Origin of the sequence: Phenylobacterium sp. (genome assembly GCF_035276905.1) — a bacterium.
In the GTDB taxonomy this organism is placed as follows: Bacteria; Pseudomonadota; Alphaproteobacteria; order Caulobacterales; family Caulobacteraceae; genus Phenylobacterium.
Genome location: NZ_DATELG010000072.1, coordinates 1 through 18,273, shown reverse-complemented (window position 1 = coordinate 18,273; position 18,273 = coordinate 1). Strand labels below are relative to the sequence as shown.

17 protein-coding genes are annotated in these 18,273 nt (G+C 64.8%); 9 read left to right on the top strand and 8 right to left on the bottom strand.

What is annotated here, in order from left to right:
- Positions 1–88 precede the first annotated feature (88 nt).
- The 4 genes from VJS38_RS02990 to VJS38_RS02975 all read left to right on the top strand — a co-directional run bounded on the left by VJS38_RS02990 (position 89) and on the right by VJS38_RS02975 (position 5,765).
- Positions 89–1,096 (top strand): CobW family GTP-binding protein, encoded by a 1,008-nt coding sequence (locus tag VJS38_RS02990; RefSeq protein WP_324086669.1) that lies wholly within the window; start codon positions 89–91, stop codon positions 1,094–1,096.
- Positions 1,093–2,688 carry an amidohydrolase gene (locus VJS38_RS02985; RefSeq protein ID WP_324086668.1) on the top strand — a complete coding sequence of 532 codons (1,596 nt, stop codon included), beginning with the start codon at positions 1,093–1,095 and terminating at the stop codon, positions 2,686–2,688. The genes VJS38_RS02990 and VJS38_RS02985 overlap by 4 nt, the downstream gene beginning before the upstream one ends.
- Before the next feature lie 196 nt (positions 2,689–2,884).
- On the top strand, positions 2,885–5,089 hold the full coding sequence (locus tag VJS38_RS02980) for a TonB-dependent receptor (protein WP_324086667.1): 2,205 nt from the start codon (positions 2,885–2,887) through the stop codon (positions 5,087–5,089).
- Positions 5,090–5,303: 214 nt separating this feature from the next.
- Entirely contained in the window at positions 5,304–5,765 is a 462-nt protein-coding gene (locus VJS38_RS02975; protein ID WP_324086666.1) for a YybH family protein, read from the top strand.
- Positions 5,766–5,776: 11 nt separating this feature from the next.
- Here VJS38_RS02975 and VJS38_RS02970 read toward each other — a convergent pair whose 3' ends face one another.
- Entirely contained in the window at positions 5,777–6,406 is a 630-nt protein-coding gene (locus VJS38_RS02970) for a TetR/AcrR family transcriptional regulator (RefSeq protein WP_324086665.1), read from the bottom strand.
- A gap of 177 nt (positions 6,407–6,583) precedes the next feature.
- Between VJS38_RS02970 and VJS38_RS02965 the strand changes: the two genes are divergently transcribed.
- Together VJS38_RS02965 and VJS38_RS02960 are read left to right on the top strand one after the other, a co-directional pair.
- Complete coding sequence (locus tag VJS38_RS02965; protein WP_324086664.1) at positions 6,584–7,834, top strand: aromatic ring-hydroxylating dioxygenase subunit alpha; 1,251 nt, start codon at positions 6,584–6,586, stop codon at positions 7,832–7,834.
- Positions 7,835–7,866: 32 nt separating this feature from the next.
- Positions 7,867–8,274: a nuclear transport factor 2 family protein gene (locus VJS38_RS02960; RefSeq protein ID WP_324086663.1), complete on the top strand. Its 408-nt coding sequence runs from the start codon at positions 7,867–7,869 to the stop codon at positions 8,272–8,274.
- 145 nt (positions 8,275–8,419) lie between these two features.
- On the opposite strand, the gene VJS38_RS02955 is transcribed toward VJS38_RS02960, so the two are convergent.
- Positions 8,420–9,916, bottom strand: coding sequence for an aldehyde dehydrogenase family protein (locus VJS38_RS02955; RefSeq protein WP_324086662.1), 1,497 nt, complete (start codon positions 9,914–9,916; stop codon positions 8,420–8,422).
- Between the two features lie 201 nt (positions 9,917–10,117).
- Between VJS38_RS02955 and VJS38_RS02950 the strand changes: the two genes are divergently transcribed.
- Positions 10,118–10,813 (top strand): TetR/AcrR family transcriptional regulator, encoded by a 696-nt coding sequence (locus VJS38_RS02950; RefSeq protein ID WP_324086661.1) that lies wholly within the window; start codon positions 10,118–10,120, stop codon positions 10,811–10,813.
- Positions 10,814–10,829: 16 nt separating this feature from the next.
- Here the strand turns inward: VJS38_RS02950 and VJS38_RS02945 are convergent, their stop codons facing one another.
- Genes VJS38_RS02945 through VJS38_RS02920 form a run of 6 tightly spaced genes read right to left on the bottom strand, consistent with a single transcriptional unit; the run spans position 10,830 to position 16,104 of the window.
- Positions 10,830–11,570: an SDR family NAD(P)-dependent oxidoreductase gene (locus VJS38_RS02945; protein ID WP_324086660.1), complete on the bottom strand. Its 741-nt coding sequence runs from the start codon at positions 11,568–11,570 to the stop codon at positions 10,830–10,832.
- 5 nt (positions 11,571–11,575) lie between these two features.
- Positions 11,576–12,076 (bottom strand): aromatic-ring-hydroxylating dioxygenase subunit beta, encoded by a 501-nt coding sequence (locus tag VJS38_RS02940; protein WP_324086659.1) that lies wholly within the window; start codon positions 12,074–12,076, stop codon positions 11,576–11,578.
- The gene (locus VJS38_RS02935) at positions 12,073–13,338 is read right to left on the bottom strand and encodes an aromatic ring-hydroxylating dioxygenase subunit alpha (RefSeq protein WP_324086658.1); all 1,266 of its coding nucleotides are present in this window, start codon (positions 13,336–13,338) and stop codon (positions 12,073–12,075) included. The genes VJS38_RS02940 and VJS38_RS02935 overlap by 4 nt, the downstream gene beginning before the upstream one ends.
- A 58-nt stretch (positions 13,339–13,396) precedes the next feature.
- Positions 13,397–13,780 (bottom strand): hypothetical protein, encoded by a 384-nt coding sequence (locus tag VJS38_RS02930; RefSeq protein ID WP_324086657.1) that lies wholly within the window; start codon positions 13,778–13,780, stop codon positions 13,397–13,399.
- A 27-nt stretch (positions 13,781–13,807) separates the two neighbouring features.
- A complete protein-coding gene (locus tag VJS38_RS02925; RefSeq protein WP_324086656.1) occupies positions 13,808–14,965 on the bottom strand; it encodes an acyl-CoA dehydrogenase family protein in 1,158 nt (385 codons plus the stop codon).
- Positions 14,965–16,104: an amidase gene (locus tag VJS38_RS02920; RefSeq protein ID WP_324086655.1), complete on the bottom strand. Its 1,140-nt coding sequence runs from the start codon at positions 16,102–16,104 to the stop codon at positions 14,965–14,967. Before VJS38_RS02920 ends, VJS38_RS02925 begins: the two co-directional genes overlap by 1 nt.
- Positions 16,105–16,241: 137 nt before the next feature.
- On the opposite strand from VJS38_RS02920, the gene VJS38_RS02915 reads away from it, so the two are divergent.
- Both VJS38_RS02915 and VJS38_RS02910 read left to right on the top strand, forming a co-directional pair.
- Complete coding sequence (locus tag VJS38_RS02915) at positions 16,242–16,736, top strand: flavin reductase (protein ID WP_324086654.1); 495 nt, start codon at positions 16,242–16,244, stop codon at positions 16,734–16,736.
- A 33-nt stretch (positions 16,737–16,769) separates the two neighbouring features.
- Entirely contained in the window at positions 16,770–17,315 is a 546-nt protein-coding gene (locus VJS38_RS02910) for a MarR family winged helix-turn-helix transcriptional regulator (protein WP_324086653.1), read from the top strand.
- Positions 17,316–18,273 lie beyond the last annotated feature (958 nt).

Genomic DNA, 18,273 nt, shown 5'->3' with positions numbered 1-18,273 from the left:
CCATTCTTGGCACGGTTGGACGCGACACCATTCCCTCCTGCTTTATGTTCGCAACCCAACGGCGGAGGCGAAGTGCGTCGAGGAGCGAATGACGAGAACCCAGTACGGAAACTGTCCGATCACGATCGTAACGGGGTTCCTTGGGGCCGGCAAGACGACCTTGCTGCGACAGCTTCTCGAGCGCGCGGAATTCTCCGAAACCGCCTTGATCATCAACGAGGTTGGAGAAGCGGTCGTCGATCAACTGCTGTTTGGAGAAAAGCGCGTCGCGCCGATCATTCTCGCCGGCGGGTGCATCTGTTGTACGCTGGTGGAGGACATCGGCTACACGCTTCGCGATCTTCATGAACGCCGCGCGCAGGGCCTCATCCCCCCCTTCAAGCGGGTCGTCATCGAGACTACGGGGCTTGCCGACCCGGGCCCGCTGGTAACGCGACTGCTCACCGACGGCTGGATCGGAGATCGCTTCTCGCTAGGCCTGGTCATCACGGTCGCAGACGCAACGAACATCGGGCGCACGGTGTCCGTTTCGCCCGAAGCGGCGGTGCAGATCGCGTTGGCCGATCGGGTCGTTATCAGCAAAGCAGACCTTGTCGACGAGGCTGCGACGGCGGAGGCGATCGCGCATATCGTCAAGGTGAATCCGACGGCGCAGGTGATTAAAGCTGATCGCGGCGACGTGCCATCGGACGCCTTCTTGGCGGCCCGCTCCAGCGGAGCGATGGCGACGCCGGCGGCCCACTCACATCATCACGCGGCAGGCATCGAGACAGCATCCATGAAGATCAGCCAGCCGCTCGTCTGGTCACGGGCGGCCCGTGCTCTTGATGTTATGTTCGCCCGTCACCGCGATCGCCTTCTCCGGCTCAAGGGCGTGCTGAATATCGAAGGCTGCCCGAAGCCCGTGTCCGTCAATGGAGTCCAAGGCGTCTTCTACCCACCCGAGTTGCTGGCCAGCTGGAACCAGATGGAACGCGGCAGCCGGGTCGTTGTGATCGCGCGCGATGCGGATCCCCGCGCCATGCTTGGCGAGCTTCGCGAGCGCCTCGGCTCCATGCCGGACCAGATCAACCTTGTCAGTGAGGGCACGCTATGACGAAAGCCGGCGAGGCTTCGACCGCCTACATTAATGGACGCATCTACGCCGTCGATCCCGAGTGCTCCTGGCATGAGGCCTTGCTGGTGGAGGATGGCCTGATCGCGGCCATCGGGTCGACCGCGGACATCAGGCAAGCGGCCACCGCAGCGACCGAGTTCGTGGATCTCGGCGGACGAATGGTGATGCCGGGTTTGCACGACGCGCATACCCACCTTCTGCTCGCCGGCTTGAAATTCCGACACGAGTGCCGCCTCGGCCCCAATCCATCGCCGCAGCAGATCCTCGACACCTTGTGTGAGTGCGGCAAGTGCCAGCGCGGAAAGCTGAGCGGCTGGATCGTCGGGGGCGAGTATAACGCGCTCACCTTTAATGAGGGAGAACTCGACCGGGCATTTCTGGACGAAGCTTACCCCGACACGCCCGTGTTTCTTTACGACATTACGCTTCACCATGGTTTCGCAAACTCCCGCGCGCTGGAGCTTGCCGGAATCACGAGCGAGACTCCCGATCCGCATGGCGGACGGATCGTCCGGCGTGCGGGCTCGCGCGAGCCGACCGGCGAACTTGTCGAAACGGCCACGCGGCCCGTGCGGCGGCTCGCTGCGCAAGCTTCGCCCGACGTATGCCTGGACGCGGTACAATGGGCGCTGTCGATGTCAAATCGCTACGGCATCACCTCGTTGCAGGAGGCCGGCGCGACGCTCGCCGAGCTCGAGGTGCTGAACGCCCTCGATCAGCGAGGCGAGCTCACCGTTCATGTCGCGACACATATTATCTGGAGGGAGGAGGGCTTAAGCGGCGCCAGCGACGAGGACATGGAGGCCTTGATCGCCGCGCACGGCCGTTACGCCTCTGCCCATGTCCGCACGCATTTCGTCAAATGCTGGCTGGATGGCGCGCCCCTTCCGCCCCATTGCACGGAATCCCGGCTGGATCCGGTGACTGGCCGGCCGGACGCAAACCTCATCATCAGCGAGGACGAGCTCTTCGAGGGGTTGGCGAGGTTCGACCGTCGGCATCTTACGGTGAAGATGCATTGCGCCGCTGAAGGCGCCGTACGGGCGGCCCTAAACGCGGTGGAGCGGGTAAGAGCGCTGAATGGCTCCGACGGACCGCGGCACGATGTCGCCCACGCCCTGTTCGTTGCGCCGGATGACATGGGGCGCTTCGCCCAGCTGAACGTAACGGCCGAGATGTCGCCGGCGGTCTGGCACTACCGGCAACCCCCCTTCGAAGTTCTCGACGCGGGCTGCAAGTTCGGAACGCTGGAGCGAAACGGAGCGGCGGTGACGATCGGCTCGGATTGGGCCTTGACCGAGAACCCCAACCTCTTCCCTGCCCTGCAGGGCATGCTCGATCGAGGGACAGAGTCGGTCTCTCTGAAAAGCGCACTGGAGATGATGACGATCGCCGGCGCGCGCGCCGTGGGGCATGACAAGAAGACCGGATCATTGGAACCGGGAAAGTCAGCCGATTTTATCGTTCTGGACAGGAACTTGTTCGGCATTCCCGTCGCCGATGTGGGCCAAACCAGGGTCTTGATGACTGTCTTTGAAGGAAAAGTCGTCTATAGCGACGCCGACGCTTAAATATCTGGCATCCAAGCGCGAAATCGCCTTCGCCACGTATAAAACGAATTGATCAAAAAGCGGATTAAGCTTCCACCTGCAACAGCCTAGCGCCGTATTCACATACGGCTGGGCACATCACGAATACAACGGGGGAACCATGGGGAAAGTGAGAACGCGTAACGCACGGTGCGCGGCGTCAATTCTGGCGTTATCCTTGACGCCTCTGGGAACGGCTCATGCACAATCCGTTCCGCAGATTTCGGAGACCGAAGAGATCGTTGTAACCGCTCAAAAACGAAGCGAGAAACTTAACGACGTAGGGATGTCTATTACCGCGTCAAGCGGCGATCAACTCCTCGAGCATCGAGTTACAGACGTATCTCAGCTTTCCAAGGTCGTTCCTGGGTTCATATTCAATTCGACGGGCTATGGGACGCCGGTTTACACAATCCGCGGCGTTGGCTTTCAGGAGAGCAGCCTGGGCGCAAGCCCGGCGGTCAGCGTGTATGTGGACGAGACGCCACTGCCCTTTTCGGCAGAAACGCTGGGAGCGACGCTCGATCTTGAGCGAGTTGAGGTGCTGAAGGGACCTCAAGGCACGTTCTACGGCGAGAATTCGACCGGAGGCGCGATCAATTATATTGCGGCCAAGCCGCTTGATCACTTTTCCTTCGGAGTTGACGCCAGTTACTCTCGGTTCAATACCGTGGACCTTTCCGGATTTGTGACCGGCCCCCTCACCGATACGCTCAACATTCGCTTGGCGGCAAGAATATTAAATTCGGGCGATTGGCAGCGCAGTATTTCCAGAGACGCGACGTTGGGGCAAGCCAACCAGAAGATCGGCAGATTGCTGCTTGATTGGAGGCCAACCGACCGGCTCAAGGCTGAGCTCAACATCAACGGATGGCGCGACAAGTCGGACACCCAGGCCGCTCAGCTCATAGATGCGCATGTACCGCTTCTGCCGCCGTTCCCAAATGCTGCGTATGAGGCGTCCCCCTTGGCGCCGCCCGACGCGCGCGCGGCGGACTGGGATCCCGACAAATCCCTTCGGCAAAACACAAGCTTCTATCAAGCTACCGGCCGGATCGACTATGACATCGGGCGCGACACCACCCTGACTTCCATCACGTCCTACAGTCGATACGACCGTGACCTGCCGGTGGACACGGATGGTTCGGCGGTGCAGAACCTGTTTACCCAACAGGGCGGGCACACCGCGACCATTTTCCAGGAACTTCGCGCAGCGGGACGGTTGTGGGAGAGCGGCCACTGGCTTGTCGGGCTCAATTACGAAGACGACAAGATCTTCGACGTGACGAGGGTCCAGGTCTTCCAACAAAGCCAATCCATCCTCGGCGCGACGCCTGTGAACGAAGGTTCTCAGCGAGCCAAGACCAAGTCGGTGTACGCCAATGTCGACTTCCCGCTCGCCGATCGGATCACCCTGCTCGGCGGCCTCCGGTACACCGATGTAAAACGCGACTACCACGGCTGCACGCGAGATTCGGGCGACGGCCTGGTGGCGAATTCCGGCTTTTTCCCCGGGGCGACGCCCGGCGGCTGCGTCACCATCCTCGAAGACGGTACGCTGGGGGAGGCTCGCAACAAGCTCGATGAGGATAACGTTTCCTGGCGTGTGGGCTTGAATTACAAGCCGCTGGACGGCGTCCTGCTCTATACGACGATCAGCAAGGGCTGGAAGTCCGGCAGTTTCCCACTCCTCGCCATGGCTGTTGCGGCGCAATCCCGGCCGGTGACGCAGGAAAGCGTGCTTGCCTACGAAGTCGGCGCCAAGGCGAAGATCAACGGAAATCTGCAACTGAACGCCGCTGCATTTTACTACGATTACAGGGAAAAGCAGATCCGCGGCTTCGGCAGCTTCCCGCCGTTCGGGGTGCTTGAAGTCCTCGTCAATGTTCCAAAGTCTCGCGTCGTCGGGTTCGAGGCGAACGCGGTGTGGTCGCCCGTGCGCGGCCTCACCATTTCGCCGGCGATCACGCTCGTCGACTCCAAGATTCTGGATAATTTCACCAACTACAACCCGCTGGGCCAGCTCGCCAACTTCGGTGGAGAGGCGTTTCCCTACACGCCGCGCTGGTCTGGCAATACGGACGTCGAATATCGCTTTGCCGTGCGCGACGGTCTGTCGGCGTTCGTTGGCGGCAATGTGAGCTATCACACGAAGACGAACGCCGCCTTCGGCCAGTTGCCCGCCTTCGATATTGACGGATATACCCTGCTAGACTTGCGAGCGGGCGTCGAAGCGGACGACGGGCGCTGGCGCGCAAGCATCTGGGGCCAAAATGTAACCAACACCTATTACTGGATCTCGACGGACCACTTTAGCGACGGCATCACACGGTACGCGGGACGGCCGGCGACCTACGGGATCAGCTTCACGCGCCGCTACTGAGATCTCGACGCGTCGCCGACGCCTTGGTTTCGGCGACGATCACAGCCCGGCGAGACTATCACCGGAGCTTATCCTCGGGCCCGCGTTCAGCGGACCCGAGGACATCATCAGCAACATTTCGCGGAAGTCGTAAGCGGGCTTGCTGGCGCCGCCGCTGAAGCGCACGGCGCTTTAGTCAGATTTTGCGGCCCCGGGAACGCCGAAGGAGAATAAAATGGGTCGCGTCTTTCAACTCAACTTTCGCACGTCAGATCCTGAAACCGGGCTGCAGGAATCGTTGACCGATTTGAGCAGCGAGGACGCGGCGTTCGCGCGCGAAATACGGGCTCGCTACCAGATGCATGTGGCTACTCTCGGAAGCGCTGATCTCGACGGGATTCTCCGCTTTTTCACGCCCGACGCCATTTGGTTGGCGGCGGGCTATCCGCCCCGCATCGGATCAAGTGAATTGCGCGCGCTGTTTGCCGAGACGGCGCATATAGGATCTGTCGAGGTGGAATCCCTTTACGCGTACGTAAATCAGCAGACCGGGTGGAATATTGTCAATTACCACATCAGTCCTTTCGATCGAAACACCGCGCCTTGGACCTTCCGGACGCAAGTGACCTTTGTTCGTCCGAACGCAACCTGGCTTGCGAACTCCGTCATTTCGTACACGCTTCAGAGCGAGGCCTGAACACAGGCCGATCAACCATCGACAGAACCGCCTCGACTTCGCCCCGATGCTTTTCGCCGAAGAGGCGCCGACGGTGACGTGTTCCCACATGCCGCAGACACAAGGCCGAGCGCCGCCTCGACGAAGTCTTCACGCTCAGCCTGCGTCGAACGCGATCGGCCGTTGCGCGCCCCGCTGCTGACGAGCAACCCGTCCGTGAGCGCAAGAACGAGCTGCGAGGCGCGCTTCGCCGCGCCTCGCGAAGCCTGGGGATAGCAGTCCAGGATCAGCGTCGTCAGCAGTTCGCGCCCATAGGCGTAGAGGCGGTCGAGGCCGCGCCCCGCCGCCGGCTCCCGCTGCGCCAGCGCCCAGAGTTCCGGGAACAGCAAGGCTGTTTCTTCCGCTTCATTCCCCGCGACCATCGTCGCGATCGTGCGGCGGAGCCGTTCGGCGCTGCTGAGTTCGGCGGCGTCGGCATAGCGGCCGTAGGTGACGACGCACTCGTCGATCACCGCCTCCATCACCGCATCGATGAGCCCCGAGCGGTCGCCGAAATGATGCTGCACCGTCGAAAGACGCACATCGCACCTGCCCGCGACCGCCCGAAGGGTCAGGGCCGTATAGCCCTCACGCACGAAGATCTCTCTGGCCGCCTTGGTCATCTGCCTGCGGCGAACGTCGCGCTCAAGACGTACGCGGCCCCGCGCCGGGGTCCCACCTGCATGGTTCATTCGCCAATCATAAGCGGTCGCGGTCGCGCGCACAGCCGCCCTTTATAGGTCACTTGACCGGTAACGGATTCGGCAGTAAGCAGCGTTAGAAGCCGAGGAGTCCCGCGCGTGGATCTGAACATACTTCTGCAAAACGAACAGCCGGAACGGCCATTGGCGTCCGCGTTTTATGTCGACCCGCGCATCTTCGAGGTAGAGACTCGCGCAATACTGGAACGACAGTGGCTTTTGGCTGGCCACGTCGCGATGATCCCCAATCCGGGCGACTACTTCCTTTTCGACGTCGCGTCGGAGTCGTTGATCGTCTGCCGGCAGCGCGACGGGTCCGTCGCGGCGTTCTTCAACGTCTGCCGGCACCGCGGCTCGCGCATCTGCCGCGAGCCAAGCGGCCATGCGAACGCCTTTACCTGCCCCTACCACGCGTGGAGCTATCACCTCGACGGCGCCCTGCGGGCGGCGCCGCACATGCCTGCCGACTTCGATCCCGGCGACGAGCGGCTTGAGCAGGCCCACGTCGAAGTGCTCGAAGGCCTGATCTTCCTCTCGATCGGACAAAGTCCATTGTCCTTCGATCCGGTGCGGGAAGTCATGACGCCATTCCTTCGGCAAAGCGGAACCGGCGCGGCGCAACTGGCGGTCAGACGGTCTTACCCGACGGACGCGAATTGGAAACTCGTCGTCGAGAACTTCCAAGAATGCTACCATTGCGCGCCCTCGCATCGGCTCTATTGCAGCGTCCATTCGCGGGCCAAGCTCCTCGCCTTCGGGGCCGGCCCCGGCTCCGGCCCCGCTGAAGCCGTTGCGGAGTTCGCGCAGGAATTCAGCGATTTCCAGCAGGCGGCGGAAGCGCTCGGCACGTGGCTTCCGGTCCAGGAGGAAGCGGCGCCGCAAGAGCAGCTCTGGGTGGCGGGACGCTTCCCCATCGGCCGCGGTTGCCAAAGCGAGACCGCCGACGGCCGTCCGGCGGCGCCGCTGATCGGCGATTTCAAGACCTACGACGGGGGCCAGACGACGCTGGCGTTCTCGCCCTTTGGCTACTTCATGGGCAGCAACGACCATTTCGTGCTGATCCGCTTCACGCCGCGCGAGGTGCTGAAGACGGATGTGGAGTTCCTCTGGTTCGTGGCGCCGGGCGCCCAGGTCGACCGGGATTTCACGATCGAGCGGCTCACCGGGGTGTGGGACGTCACCACGCGCGAGGACAAGACGATTACGGAAGACAACCAGGCGGGCGTCTCATCCCGGCGTTACCAGCCGGGCCGTTATTCCCAGCTCGAAAGCCGGCTGGCGACGATCAAGGACTGGTACCTGCGCGCGCTCGCGCATCATCGGCACGACCGCCTCGAGGCGGTTTCCTGACATCCCTCAAGTCTTAAAGGAAGCGACACGACATGGCGCAGGCTCCCGACGGCGTTTCGATTGTCCAGGCATTCTTCCAGGCCCTGCTCTCGGGACGCCTGGAGGCGGGACTGGAGCTGATCTCTCCCCAGGCGGTCTGGCGCTACCATGGCCCGGAATCGCTGCTGCCGTTCGCCGGCGCGTTCAATGGCCCGGCGGGCGTGCGGCGCTTCTTCGAGACCGCCCTGCAGCACGTGGAGATCCTCGACATGCGCATCGATGCGATCGAGGCGGCTGACGGGGCGCTCTACATCCGCGGCCAGGAGCGGAGCCGCGTGCGCGCCAACGGAGCTCTGTATGACATCCCGTGGCTGCATCGTGTGGCGGTCCAGGACGGGCGGATCGTCAGCTACGACGAGTATCTCGACACCGCCGCCGTGGCCGCTGCGCTGGCCGCCTGAACGGGCGGCGGTCGGCGCCCTGGCGAACCAGCGGACGCCCACTGGGTCCGCGATCTGGACGAGATCCAATTCGCGCGAACGATCCAAACATGCCTTGCAGCTCCCCCGCTTTCGCAGGGGAGGAACGTCCTAAAACCACCGACGCTCAGTGCGCGATGCAGACCGACTTGAGCTCGGTGTAGGGCTCAAGGGCGCGGATGCCGAAATCCCGACCGACGCCGGACTCCTTGTAGCCGCCGAACGGCATGTTGGGGTCGACGAAGACGTGGCAGTTCACCCACACGGTTCCGGCCTTGAGGCGCGGCACGTAGTCCATGGTCTTCTTCAGGTCGTTGGTCCACAGCGACGCGCCCAGCCCCATCGGCGTGTCGTTGGCCATGCGGATCGCGTCCCGCTCGTCATCGAACGGGGTGATCGTGACCACCGGACCGAAGACCTCCTGTCGGCAGATCGGCAATGACTCGGCGGCGTCGACGATCACCGTGGGCTCGATGAAATAGCCGGCGCCGGGCGGAGCCGCACCCCCGGCGATGATGCGGGCGCCGCCTTCGCGCGCGCGGCTCACGTGCGACAGCACCTTGTCCCTGTGCTCCGCCGAGACGAGCGGATTTATCTGGGCTGCGGGGTCCAGCCCCGGTCCCAGCGACATGCCCCGCGCCGCCGCCGACAGCGCGTCGACGAAATCGGAATAGATCTCGCGGGCCACGTAGAGCCGCGAGGCGGCGGCGCAGACCTGGCCATTGTTGAAGAAGGCCGCGACCAGCGCGCCGTTGACCGCCTGTTCGAGCGGGGCGTCCTTCAGGAAGATCGCAGGGTTCTTCCCGCCCAGTTCGAGGGAGGTGCGGGCCATTCGATCGGCGGCGGCGCGCGCGATCGCCTTGCCGGTGGCGGTCGATCCGGTGAACGTGACCTTCGAAACCAGCGGGTGGGCGACAAGCGCCTGGCCTGCCTGCCCGTCGCCGGTCACCACATTGAGCACGCCGGGGGGCGCGCCGGCTTCCAACGCCAGCTCCGCCAGGCGCAGGCTCGTCAACGGGGTCACTTCCGACGGCTTGAGAACGACCGTGCAGCCCGCCGCAAGCGCCGGCGCCACCTTCCACAGGCCGATCGCCAGAGGGAAGTTCCAAGGGGCGATCGCGGCGACGACGCCGATCGGCTCGCGACGCGTATAGGCGTTGAACCGGGCGCCCGGGATCGCCTGGATGGAGACGTCGAAGGTCTCGCCGGTGATCTTCGTGGCCAGGCCCGCGACATAGCGCAGATAGCTCGGCGAGGCGCCGACATCGATCATCCGGGAGATGTTGATCGACTTGCCCTGATTGCAGGTCTCAAGCTGCGCGAGTTCCTCGGCGTGCGCCTCGATCAGGTCGGCGAGCCGGAGCAGGACGCGCTCGCGCGTTGCTGGAGGAAGGCCGCTCCACACCCCGGATTCGTGCGCCCGATGCGCCGCCGCGACGGCCCGATCGACATCTTCGGCTCCGGCCCGCGGGACGCTGGCGATCTGGCTTCCCGTGGCCGGATCGAACACCGCGATCCGGGCGCCCGAGACCGCCGCCGACCATTCCCCGTCAATGAAGAGCCGGTGCTCCCGCGCCAGAAACGCCGCCACCTCCGGATTGATCTCCACGCGCATGGCGTTCATCGGCGAGTCTCCAATACCGGAATATTTTCGAGTCTTGTGGCGGCGCTGCGCCATACGTCAAGCGATTTCAGGGAGATCACCGAAAAACGCACGAATGGATTTGAATCTGGGGGCGGCCAAAATGCGCGCCATCGATCGCGGCCCTATTTTCCATCGGAGGTGGCGGCCCTATATGAGGACGATCGGATCAGGAGAGCACGCATGCAGAGCGGCGCGAGCAGGGTGGCGTCGGCGCGACGGCACACCGCCAAAGGGCGAGTTCGGCGGCAGGCTCTATTGCACGCGGCAAGGACGCTCCTGGCGGACCGCGCGCTTGATCAGCTCACCCTGCCCATGATCGCGGAGAACGCGGGCATTCCCGCCAGTTCCGCCTATCACTTCTATCCTGATCTCGTCGAACTCTACAAAGATCTCGCCGGCGCGATCTCGGAGGAGATGGCGGAGTACATTCCGTCCCAGTCCGAGGCGCAGAATTGGGAAAGCGTGGTGCGCGAGGTGACCTCGAAGGTCCGCGATTTCCTCAACGCAGACGGAGCAGCCCTGCAGTTGCTCAACGGTCCGAAGACGAACCCGGAGATCAAGGCCGCCGGATGCGGCAACGACCTCAGGTTCGGCGTCGCGGTTCGGCAGCTTATCGCGCGCAGCTTCGAACTTCCGACTTTCCCCAACCAGGACGAAGTCTTCTTCCGGGCCATCCAGATTTCGGACCTGCTGTTCTCGCTGTCTGTCGCGAAGCACGGCCTGATCACGGACGAATACTTCGAAGACGGCTCGAACGCCATGCTGGCGTACCTCAGCCTGTACATCCCCAAGCTGCTCGCACGCCGCCCGAACAAGCCGGTCCTCGTCGCGCTCGACGACGAAGACGGGCTGCGGCTGGGCTCCAGGGGCTCCTGATCCGGCTGCATCGGCTTCATCGCATGAACAGCCCGCCGTTGACGTCCCACGTCGCGCCCGTGGTGAAGGCGGAACGTTCCGAGGCGAGCAGGCACACCAGTTCGGCGACATAGGCCGGGTCGCCCAGACGGCGCACCGGGATGGATTCGACCAGGGCGGCCAACCGCTCCTTTGGCACCAGGCGGTGGACCGACGGCACGTCGAGCGGTCCGGGCGCGATCGCATTCACCGTCACCCCGTCCGCCGCCAGGTCGCGAGCGAACACCTTGGTCAAGGTGATGATCGCGCCCTTGGACGCGGCGTAGTGCGCGCCGGTCGCCGTGCCGCCGTTCTGGCCGGCAAGCGAAGCGATGTTCACGATCCGCCCGTAGCCGGCCGCCTTGAAGGCGCGCCCGAACACCTGCGAACCGATGAAGACGCCGCCGACGTTGACCCGCATCACAGCGTCGAACTCGGCCGGGCCGATCGCCAGGACCGGCTTGGCCTCGGTGACCACCGCATTGTTGACCAGCACCTCGGCCGAGCCCCAACGCGCGACCATGGCGGCGAGCGCGGCCTCGAAATCGCCTTGCTCGCGAACGTCCAGCCGCAGCGGCAGCGTTGATCCGTCCGATGCGCCCAGATCGTCCGCCAGGGCGGATGCGTGTTCGAAATCGACGTCGCCGATCGCGACCTTGAAGCCCTGGGCGTGCAGGGCCCGCACGATAGCGGCGCCCAAGCCCTGAGCGCCGCCGGTCACCAGCGCAGAACGAGCCATGCCAGTCATAGGAGGTAGGCGATCCCGGCAAGAGCTTCAGCGGCGTTCACCAGCCGGACGACTTTCCGCGCCAGCTTCAGCCCCTGTTCCTCGCGCACCAGGTCGTAGGTGACATCGGCCGCATAGCACCGCTCGACGTCGCGTTTGTGTTCGACGAGGAGTTGCGCGCACCGGACCTGCAGACGCGCGCCCTCGCCCCCCAGTCGCCGGAAGCGCGATACGGTCCGCACAGTGCGCGGCGCCGCCACCGCGGACATGGACGATCCGCCCATCAGACGATTGACCCGCGCCAGACGCATCTCGGCGTCGTCGTAGGCGTAGTTGAGCTGCGCCTCGAAGTCCTCGGTCGCCGGATCAATGGGGACGACATAGATTCCGTCCTGACGCCAGAGCGTCAGCCATTCCCTATAGTCCTTCGCATCGAGCAGGTCCGCCTCGGTCCAGATGAACTCGATGGCTTCGTTCAAGGTCGGCGCGCTCAGGCCGGCGTCCGTCGAAAGGCTCATGCGCACATCATCCTCTTCCACATCTGGTAAGCCGCGCGCATTCCCGTCTCGGCGCTGACGTCGCCCAGGCCGGGGCCCTGGTTGTCGACGCCGTCGACGCCCAGGCTCCGATTGAGCATGATCCACAGGTCCGGTCCCGCCTCGGCGCCCCGCTGCACGCGGGTCCAGGCCTCGGCGTCGTCGGGACTGCCGAAGCCCATCGGGCCCTGGAAATGCTCATGGATCCGCAGCCGGGCGCGATTGGCCGCCTCCGGGCCGCCGTCCATGCCGATGGCGATGTGGCTGATCTCGGTCTCGCTGACCGAGACCGGCCGCAGCACGCGGAAGAACGCCATGGAGCAGGCCAGGTTCGGGAAGAGGTTCAGGTTGAAGCCCGTCCCGCCGACCGCCCGGACGACCCGGCGGACCACGTCTTCCGGATGGCTCCGCCGCAGCTCGTCAGCCAGAGCCGCGAACCGTTCCGGGATCGGCGCGTCGAGGCCCTCCTCGAGGTCCACCAGGTGCGGGATCATGACCATGACGCTGTGGCCGTTGCCGAGATCCTGGACGAAGCCGCCTTGGTTCATCAGGTCGAAGGTCTGCCCGGTCTCGTCGTCCACCGAATTGAGGAACGAGCGATGCACCAAGGGAAAGTGATAGGCGTCCGTCGTGTTCTCGAGCTGGATCTTCCAGTTGCCGGGAAAGCGGAACTTGTGCTCGCCGGCCGTCTTCACCCCGAAGCCGGCGCCCTGCTTCATGAAGAGATCGATCCAGGTCTTCGCCGGCCCCAGGAAGTCGCTCAGGGACTCGATGTCGTCCTTGGAGGTGGCGAACACGAGGCCGGCGTAGGATTCCACCCGCAGCGAAACCAATCCGTAGTTGGACTTGTCGAAGTCATTGTAGCCCTCCGGGTAGGGCACCCCGCGCAAGGCCCCGTCCAGGCCGTAGGTCCACCCATGATAGGGGCAGACGAAGTTCGAGGTCTTGCCCGTGCGGTTCTCGCAGACCGTCGCGCCGCGATGCCGGCAGCGATTGAGCAGGACCCGGATCTCGCCCTCGCGCGTGCGAACGACGATCACCGGCTGCAGGCCGACGTAGGAGGTCTTGAAGGCGCCCGGCTGGGGAATTTCGCTTTCATGCGCGACCCAGACCCACGTCTTCTGGAAGATCTTTTCCATCTCGTCCCGGAAGATGGCTTCGTCCTTGTAGAGCGCAGTGTGAACACGATCCGGCTTGACCAGCTCGGAATATGGCTTTGGGCCGTTTGCCTGGGCCGTTGTCATCGTCGTTCCTCTCAAGGCGAGGGTGTCGGTTTTGCCGGGGTGGATCTGGAGACCGCGCTCAGCTTGAAGGGCCGGCGCGCACGGCCTCCGGAATCGCCAGCTCGCGGCCGATCCGCGCTTCGACGCGCATGTAGCGCCACAGCCGGTGCTCGCCGACTTCGATCGTGCGGAACAGGTTGCACGCCGCCACGACGCTTTCGCGATCGGGCATGTCGGCCAGCACATAGGCGGTCCACGGCCAGCCGCTGGGCGAGGTTCCGACCATGGTCTGGTCGTCGTCCAGAGTGCCCAGGATCTCCACGCCCGGCAGGTCGGCGATGCCGCGAAGCATCCGGCCGGTGGCTTCCCAGACCTTGCCGATCTCCGAGGCCGGAAGATCGAAGAAGTTCTGCAGCACCGCCACGCAGAAGAGGGTTCGAAGCTTGGGTTTGGTCTCAGCCATCGTGAGGCTCCTTCCAGGAGGCTGTGCTTAGGGAAAGCCCGGCTGCCCCTCCCCGCCCATCAGGATACGGCCGGCCGTCTGGCAGTGTCCCATGGACAGGAAGGCGTGCTGACCGACGACCAGGGCGTCGCACAGCTGGCGGGACAGCGGATGGGCGCTGTAGATGCCGCTCGTCCCGGCCAGCCGGAACATCGACTCCACCACCTGCGCCGCTTCGTGGGCGGCGTTGATCGCCGCCAGGCGCAGGACGGTGGTGGTCCGCAGGCCGACGGGCCGGTCTGCATGCGCCTCGGCCCAGACCTCCTCGGTCGCCTCGTAGAACCAGGATCGGGCGGCGCGGAGCCGCATCTCCGCCTTGGCGACATCGATCTGCACCTGCGGCCGGTCGGTCAGCTTGGCCCCGCCGGCGATTGAGACCTTGTCGCCGAGCCGTCCCGTCAGCTCGTCGATCGCGGCCCGCGCCACGCCCAGGCCGACCACCGCCAGCACCTGGGCCGCGAGCGCCATGGCGGGATAGCGGTTGATCGGCTCGTCGAGGCTCGCCGGACCGCCGCGGATGAAGGTCCAGCTCTCGGGCACCAGAACGTCCTCGACGATCAGGTCGTGGCTGCCGGTGCCCCGCATCCCGATCACGTCCCAGTTTTCCCGGATCGTCACCTTGCTGGCCGGCATCACCGCCATGCGCGGGAGCCCGCCGGTCTCGTCGTCCTTCACGAAGACGCCGACGCCGATGAGGTCGGCGCCCGGACTGCCGCTGCCGAACTGCCACCGCCCGGATACGCGCAGGCCTTCAGCCGTCCGTTTGGCTTCCTGCGGCGGGAAGAGGCCCCCGGCGAAGACGACGTCCGGGCCGTCGGCGTAAACCTCCCGCAGGATCTGCGTGGGCAGGCTCGCCAGATAGGTCGCCGCCGCACCGAAGCTCGCCACCCAGCCTGCGGATCCATCCGCCGTCGAGATTTCCTCGACCATCCGGCAGAAGTCGGCCGGGCTCTTGCCGTCGCCGCCGAACTGGGGCGAGACCAGGGCGCGGTAGATCCCGATCTGGCGGAACTTGTCGACCATGTCCCGCGGGACGCATTTCTTCTGCTCGAATTCGCCGCTCCGCGCGCGAACCTCGGCCAGGACGGTTTCAAAGGTTGGTTCTGCGTCGCCGGGCGACTTGGCCAACTCGCTCACGGTCTCCATCAGGCGTTCTCGCTCATGTCCGTTATGACGGAGGGAATGGTCTGTTCGAGCATCTCCGCCAGCCCGCAAAGACGCGCGTCCTGGCCCTTCCTGCCAATCACCTGAAGGCCGGCCGGCGCGCCGGCGGGGGTGCGCAATGGAATGGTGAGCGCCGGATGGCCGCTCAGGTTGAAGGGCCGTACAAGCGCCGTGATCGCCACCACGTTGCGCGCCTCGCCGACCTCGGCCCGCTTCGGCGGCAAGCTCGGAAGCGTCGGAAGGACAATAGCATCAACCGTATCGAGCAGCCGCTCGACTTCAGCGGTGAAGGTCGCCCGGATCCGCTCAGCCTCGGCCACGTCCGCGGCGCTCACCGACGCCGCGCCCCGAAGCCGCTCGGCGACGTCACGGCCGACGCGCGGATCCTCGGCGTAGCGCCCAAAGGCCTGCCAGGCCTCGGCGGCGATCAGCTTAAGTCCGGCCTGATATGCGGCTTCAAAGCCAGGCAGGACGGCGTCCGACACTTTGAGCGGCGTTTGCCCCAGCGCCCGATCGACCGCGGTTTCCACGGGCGGCTCGGCGGCGGCCCGAAGCCGGGCGACCTTGCCTATGTCGCAACCTTGCAGGTGAAAATCGCGGTCGAGCGCGGCCATGGCGGCGGCGAGGGCGCGCGCGCTCCGCGCCAGCACGCCGACGCAGTCGAGGGAGCTGGCGGCAGGCGCGACGCCCTCGCGGCTGACCCGGCCGAACGTGGGCTTGACGCCGAAGACGCCGCAGCACGCCGCCGGGACGCGGACAGATCCGCCGGTGTCGGTCCCAAGCGCCACCTCGGCTTCCCGCGCGGCGACCGCGACGGCCGACCCGCTGGAGGAGCCGCCCGGAATCCGGTCGGGGAAGAGCGGATTGAGGGGCCCCTGGCCTGCGGAATCCACCCCCGTCACGCCGTAGGCGAACTCGTGCATGTGGGTCTTCCCCACCAGGCGGTAGCCTCTGTCGAGCAGCGCGCTCACGACGGCTGCGCTCCGCGCCGCAGGCGCGGCTTCCGCCAAGGCCCGGCTCCCCAGCCGCGTGGCGAAGCCCGCGACGTCGATGCAGTCCTTCACGGCCAGCGGGACGCCCGCTGACGGTCCGATCGACATTCGCTCGACGAAGGCGTCCACGGCGGCCCCGCTCAGTTCGACAATGTCGGCAGCCTATCCGCTTTACGTGAATGTTCAAGTAGTTTATGTGAATATTCACGTAATTTCGAAAACCCGGTCCTGCTCCGGCTGGAACGCATTTCGAAGGGAGAGGCGCGATGGTCACCGGCGACATGTTCCGCGAGGGAATGGCGCGGCTCGGCGCGGCGGTGACGGTGGTGACGACCGACGGACCAGCCGGACGGCGGGGCCTGACGGTCTCGGCGGTCTGCAGCGTGACCGATTCCCCGCCCAGTCTGATGGTCTGCATCAATCGTCGGTCGCGGTCGCACGGCGCCGTCCTGGAAAACGGCGTCCTGTGCGTCAATGTGCTCGCAGGCAGCGACGAGCCGCTCGGCGCGGCCTTCGCCGGTCGCGGCGAACCCGGCGATGATCCATTCCTCGGCGCCGATTGGGGGGTGTTGGCGACCGGCGCGCCGGCGCTCGCCTCGGCCGTTGTGGCGCTCGACTGCAGAATCAGCCTGGCTCGCGATATCGGCACGCACAGCGCGATCCTCTGCGAGGTGCAGGCGATGAGCCTCGGCGCCGGCTCGGACGCGCTCGTCTATTTCAATCGCCGCTTTCACCACCTGCACTGGCAGGCGAGCGCATGACGTTCCGAACCCATCTACGCCCGCGGCGCCGGGATGCCGGCCCGCGCGCGTGCGTACGTTCACTGGGCGGATGCGCACATCCGTCGTAAGGGAGCCGCCATGAAATCGACCGACACCGCGCCAGCAGCCGTGGAAGCAGCTCCAGCCCCGGACCACAAACTTCAGTTGGACGCCTGGCCGTTCTATTGGATCACGCGCGTGACCAACCTCTATCTGGAGCGGCTGGAGGTCGAACTGAAGCGCATTGGCCTGGACGTGCCCCGCTGGCGCGTCCTGATGTCCCTTCATGCGAAGGACAGCAGCAGCGTCAGCGAAATCGCCGAGCTGGCGATCGTCAAGCTGCCGACCATGACCAAGATCGTCCAGCGGATGGTCGGCGATGGGTTGGTCACCTGCCGCACCAGCGCGGCGGACGGGCGCGTCACCGAAGTGCTGCTCACCGAAACAGGTCACGAGGCGCGCCGCCGAGCCTGGGCGATCGCCAGGCAGGTCTATGCACAGGCCTTCGAAGGCGTCACGGCCGCGGAAATCCGGCGCTTGAACGCGGTCCTCTCCCGCGTGTTCGAAAACCTCTATTGAGGCCCGCGGCCGCAATTTGGTTGAATTTTCAACTTGACGTGGCAGATCCGATTGGCGAGTATCGCGTCAGGATATCGATCGCGGCGGGCCTCGTATTCGCAAGAATTCGGGGTGAGGGCGTGAAAGCGTGACTTGCCGTTCGTAGCTGCGAACAGCAAGCCGCTTACGTCGTGAATTGACTCCTGATCATTGCTATACTGTCGTCTCCGCCTCCTCCCTTTCCATGGAGCGGCAGTAGACTTGGGGTGGTTTCGCCCAGCCACCTCTATTTTTCACCTGTCGATCCCAATCTGTGACGGACGTCCTTGGGGCGTCGCGTGCGCCGCCTGGAGCGTTCGGCGGTTCGAATGAACCGCCGAACGGTCATAAGTTCTTGAAGTTAGACCATTCGCTGCGCCGAACCGGCCTCCACTTCGGCGGCGAATGGTCCTGTCTGCGCGATCCGGCGAGCAAGAAGATCTGCGCCTACACCTCCACCGCGGCCCAGGTTCAAGATAGCCATAGCGCATCTATCTTTTCTGACGCGCCTCCCAAGACTTGGGGATGCGGGCCAAAGCGTCGATTTGAAGACGAACCAAACAACGACCCGCCGCCTGTTCCTGGCCATTTTCACGCGGACGTGCGCGGGCGCCTGTCAGAATCCGGGCAATCTTCTCTCATCTGATAAGTGTCTGGAACTCGTCGCGTGAGAGCCAAGTTAAGTCGATGTTCCGCGCCGGCCATCCCCCCGGACGTCGAACGGACCGGCCCTTCAAAACGAGCCCCACTCCAGTCGGGCCGGTCCTCCTGGGGGCGCCCTCCCCAAACCCTCTAGGAGCGGCGCCCCTTAGTGTCTGCCCCGAAAAGAAGTTGGGTGATATCAGAGGCTTGTGATTCTGTCGGTGTTGCGAAGCATCGACGGAGCGACACATGTGGACCGATACCACCCGGGCAAAGCATGCCCGCAAGGGATTGCGGT